This window comes from Escherichia sp. E14S1 (assembly GCF_004211995.1).
Taxonomy (GTDB): Bacteria; Pseudomonadota; Gammaproteobacteria; order Enterobacterales; family Enterobacteriaceae; genus Escherichia.
The window spans coordinates 1-4562 of record NZ_RHJQ01000048.1; the positions used below are offsets into that span (position 1 = coordinate 1).

General features: G+C 47.9%; 4 protein-coding genes and 2 pseudogenes. 3 read left to right on the top strand and 3 right to left on the bottom strand.

Annotated elements, in window-relative coordinates:
• Positions 1 to 4 precede the first annotated feature (4 nt).
• The 3 genes and pseudogenes from D9734_RS23155 to D9734_RS23680 form a co-directional block, all read left to right on the top strand.
• Positions 5 to 2020, top strand: coding sequence for a pyocin knob domain-containing protein (locus tag D9734_RS23155; protein ID WP_346475862.1), 2016 nt, complete (start codon positions 5 to 7; stop codon positions 2018 to 2020).
• Positions 2021 to 2022: 2 nt separating this feature from the next.
• Positions 2023 to 2550 (top strand): tail fiber assembly protein, encoded by a 528-nt coding sequence (locus D9734_RS23165; protein ID WP_130210881.1) that lies wholly within the window; start codon positions 2023 to 2025, stop codon positions 2548 to 2550.
• Positions 2551 to 2614: 64 nt separating this feature from the next.
• Positions 2615 to 2695: pseudogene (locus D9734_RS23680) on the top strand (hypothetical protein); the annotation flags it as partial.
• On the opposite strand, the gene D9734_RS23170 reads toward D9734_RS23680, so the two are convergent.
• From D9734_RS23170 to D9734_RS23180, 3 genes and pseudogenes are all read right to left on the bottom strand, one after another.
• The gene (locus tag D9734_RS23170) at positions 2670 to 3272 is read right to left on the bottom strand and encodes a tail fiber assembly protein (protein WP_130210883.1); all 603 of its coding nucleotides are present in this window, start codon (positions 3270 to 3272) and stop codon (positions 2670 to 2672) included. The pseudogene D9734_RS23680 and the gene D9734_RS23170 sit on opposite strands and share 26 nt — an antisense overlap.
• On the bottom strand, positions 3272 to 3910 hold the full coding sequence (locus D9734_RS23175) for a phage tail protein (RefSeq protein WP_240780569.1): 639 nt from the start codon (positions 3908 to 3910) through the stop codon (positions 3272 to 3274). Before D9734_RS23175 ends, D9734_RS23170 begins: the two co-directional genes overlap by 1 nt.
• 99 nt (positions 3911 to 4009) lie before the next feature.
• Positions 4010 to 4207: pseudogene (locus D9734_RS23180) on the bottom strand (tail fiber protein); the annotation flags it as partial.
• Between the last annotated feature and the right edge of the window lie 355 nt (positions 4208 to 4562).

Here is a 4562-nt window from a genome sequence, read left to right on the forward strand (position 1 = left end):
AAAGATCCCCCTGTTGAGCACAACTAACACCTGGAGCGCACGCCAGACTTTCAACGGTGGGATCACCGGGACGCTGACGGGGAACGCCGACACCGCGACGAAATTAAAAACAGCACGGAAGATTAATAACGTGCTGTTTGACGGTTCTAAAGATATTTCGCTGACGCCTGCGAACCTTGACGTCACCAGCCTGACGTTTATGAAAAACAACGGCGAAATGCCGCTTGATGCCGACCTGAACACATTTGGTCCCGTTAAGGATTATGTGGGTGTCTGGTATAAATCCACATCCTCCAACGCAACACTGGAGAAACATTTCCCGGAAGACGGTGCCGTAGGTGTTCTTGAGGTATTCAATGGCGGTAATTTTGCAGGAATGCAGCGTTACACCACCAGGACTGGCAATGTTTATATGCGCAACCTTTCTGGTTCCTGGAATGGCTCTGACGGCCCGTGGAGTTACTGGCGACAGATTCAGTCAGCAACACGCTCTCTGAGTACAACCATTGACCTGAATACGCTCGGAGGCGCAGAGCATCTTGGTTTATGGCGAAACAGTAGCGGCTCTATCGCTTCATTTGACCGCAACTATCCGGAAGAAGGGAGTTATGGTCAGGGACTCCTTGAAGTTCTTGAAGGTGGTGGGTACTCACGCACGCAACGCTACACGACCCGCCGAGGGAATGTATATGTTCGATGTCTTTCTGCTACATGGAATGCAGAGAATCCACAGTGGGAACCGTGGTCAAGAGTGGGCCATCAGTCAGAGTGTCGTTATTACGAAGGGGATTTGAATGTTCTAACCGACCCCGGCATTTACAGCGTTACAGGGAAGGCAACAAACGGTCCAATGCAGGATACCGCTGGAGCAACACTGCTTGGGATACTGGAAGTAATCAGACGTTTTGATGGTGTGTCTGTTTGGCAGCGTTACACAACCACAGGGAAAGCAGAAACCACACAGGGGCGTACTTTTGAGCGCGTCTACGCCGGGAGCAAATGGACCGAATGGCGAGAAGTATATAACTCCTTTTCGTTGCCCCTGAATCTGGGTATTGGCGGCGCAGTGGCAAAACTCACCAGTCTGGACTGGCAGACCTACGATTTTGTGCCGGGCAGTCTGATAACCGTTCGGCTTGATAACATGACCAACATTCCCGACGGTATGGACTGGGGCGTCATTGATGGCAACCTGATAAACATCGCAGTTGGTCCGAGTGATGATTCCGGTACGGGGCGCTCAATGAAGGTATGGCGCAGCACTGTAAGTAAAGCGAACTACCGTTTCTTCATGGTGCGCATCTCAGGAAATCCGGGAAGCCGAACGATCACGACAAGACGAGTGCCGATAATTGACGAAGCCCAGACATGGGCAGCGAAGCAAACCTTCAGTGCTGGCCTTTCTGGTGAGCTGTCCGGCAATGCTGCTACAGCTACAAAGCTGAAAACCGCGCGAAACATTAATGGTGTCAAATTTGATGGTTCCAGCGATATAAATATTAATACGCTGGTATCCCGGAATCGCGTCACTGCATTAAGCGGGAATGCAAAGGGGACGCCTGGTATCCAGATGTATGAGGCATATAACAATGGCTACCCTTACGCCTATGGCAATGTGCTTCATCTTACGGGTGTGTCCGCAGTTGGAGAAGGTGAGTTACTTATCGGCTGGAGCGGCACCAGTGGGGGATACGCGCCAGCATATATCCGTTCAAGGCGAGATACAGATGATGCTCAGTGGTCTGGATGGGCGCAAATTTATACAACAGCTCATAAACCCTCGGCAGGTGATATTGGCGCTTATACCGCCGCAGAATGTAATTCGCGTTTTATTACAGGTATTCGCTTAGGTGGTTTGTCATCCCTTCCAACGTGGAATGGTACTGGCTGGCATGACAGGTCAGGGCATGTTCTTACTGGTGTTGTCAATAGTAATACTGATGAATTAATTGATATCGCGCAGGCAAGACCTGTTCAGTATTGTATTAATGGCACATGGTATAACGCGGGAAGTATTTAATTATGATGCATTTAAAAAACATTAAAGAAGGCAATCCCAAGACCATTGAACAATATGAGTTAACCAAACGATTTAATATTGTCTGGTTATGGTCAGATGATGACAAAAACTGGTATGAGGAACAGAAAAACTTTCAGGATGATACTTTAAAAATGGCCTACGACGAGAACGGTATTATTCGTTGTATTGAGAAAGATGTGTCAATGATCAATCCTGATGGCTTGAGTGTTGTTGAGTTACCGAATATAACCGCCAACCGTCGCGCGGATATTTCTGGTAACTGGCTGTTCAAAGATGGCACTGTAATCAAACGGATTTATACCCAAGATGAACTACAACAACAGGCGGAGTTACAAAAAAACACCTTGCTTTCAGAAGCTGAATTAGTCATTCAGCCGCTGGAACGCGCTATTAAGCTAAATATGGCTACTGATGATGAACGCGCCCGGCTGGAAGCATGGGAACGCTACAGTGTTCTGGTGAGTCGAGTAGATACCGAAAACCCTGAATGGCCTGATAAACCAGAATAATAATTATGGCCCGATGTTGGGCCTTCGAATGGTGGTTCTGGGACCAATATCGCTTGTGGATTAATACCTTGATGCACCGGAGGTAGCAGATATATCCAGTGCACCATATATTGAATGGTCTACGCCTCTGGCAGTTCAGGCCAGAGGACATCCGGCGCGGTGCTGGTATCTGTTACCGTCACCGCGTCAATGTAATCCAACACGATGTTTAGTCGGGTGGATTCCGTTTGCGTCAGCTTCCGCCCTGCCTGTAATTTCAATTGAATTAGACTGATAGAAGCCATTGCAGCATCAATCAATGACTGGCGCTGTGCTTCTGCCGCTTCTACTGCGGCATTGTGTTGTGCCTCGGTGTCTGTCACCCATTTCTCACCATCCCATTTATCATATGGCGTTAACGGGGCGATGGTGGTTGTATTTTCAGGATAATCCCCCGGTGCTGTGATTTCTTTTGATTCTCCTGTTTCGGTGCTATAAACGATTTCACCGCGATGGTCTGGCACATACTCCCATGAATTTAAATCTGCCGAACGGCAGATAGCATAACCCGCCTTATGTGTGCTAGGAGCATCTAAACAGGAATTGGCCGGAATGCCAACACCAACAGCAAGATATTCAGTTGATGCAGATATATATTCTAATGTTTCGCTATCATAGTTATGAACGATAATATTTCCTGCCTGTACGGCAATAAGTTCATTATTCAATATCGCGTTATCCATTATGCAGCTCTCACAATATAATTAAATGATGTATTACGTGGTCGCATAGATATCCATACGCTATTAAAATTATCTTCTGCTGTTCTTTGTGTGCCTGTAACTGAGTTATCAGCCGAAGCTGGAACATAGTCACTGTTATCCCCGGCTTTAGCACCAGAAGGCATTCCGATTATTTGCGCTTTATCAGCGGAAGCAAATGCTATACCAACCTTGACAGAAGTAGCCACGTCAACCCCGTAATAATCCTGTAACGCTGTGCGAATAAGTGTTGCATCCTGATTACTGAGTAGTGATCGTCCACTGTCTACACCACGTCCATCATCCCAACCACGGATAAACTCACCGCGTAAATCAGGTAATTTACCGGTAGTGTATACCTTGGCAAGCTGAGGGTATTTTTCCATATCAAAGGCAGCGCCATTGCATTTCAGCCAGCCTGTCGGAGGCGTGGCGGAAGGCCACGGCAAGGGGACGCCTACGGGAATGATTTCGATATTTGCGCTACCGTTAAATGATACGCCGCTGATTGCGCGAGCGGTTTGCAACTTTGTAGCCGTTGCTGCATTACCTGTCGTATTTTGATTTCCCGTAGTGTTAACGCCAGGCAAGTTAATATTTGCAGTCCCATTGAATGACACGCCTCCTATAGTTCTTGCGGTTTGCAATTTTGTTGCAGACGCCGCATTTCCTGTAGTGTTCTGGTTTCCTGTTGTATTTACACCAGGAATCGAATCTTTAGATGTATAAATTTGCGCCCATTCTGACCACTCGGCAGTCGTTACATCTCGTCGAGAACGGATATAACTTGGAGCATGTGCACCACTTGTGCCACTCCAGCCAATCAGGAGTTCCCCCTCTCCGACAGAGGTTGCACCTTTAAGATGAACAACGTTTCCGTATGTAGTGGGATAACCATTATTGCTAACTTCATACATCTGGATACCCGCTGATGCTCCCTGTGTGGCACCAGTTAAGGCGGTAACACGCCCGCGACCAACGAGAGTATTGATACTAATATTTTTGGTTCCATCAAATGACACACCATTAATACTGCGCGCTGTTGCCAGTTTTGTCGCGGTTGCCGCATTACCAGTGGTGTTCTGGTTTCCTGCGGTGTTTACACCAGGGAGGTTGATGTTTGTAGAGCCATCAAATGCCACACCACCGATCGTGCGGGCTGTTTTTAATTTCGTCGCGGTATCGGCGTTCCCCGTCAGCGTCCCGGTGATCCCGCCGTTGAAAGTCTGGCGTGCACTCCAGGTGTTAGCCGTGCTCAACAGGGGGATCTTT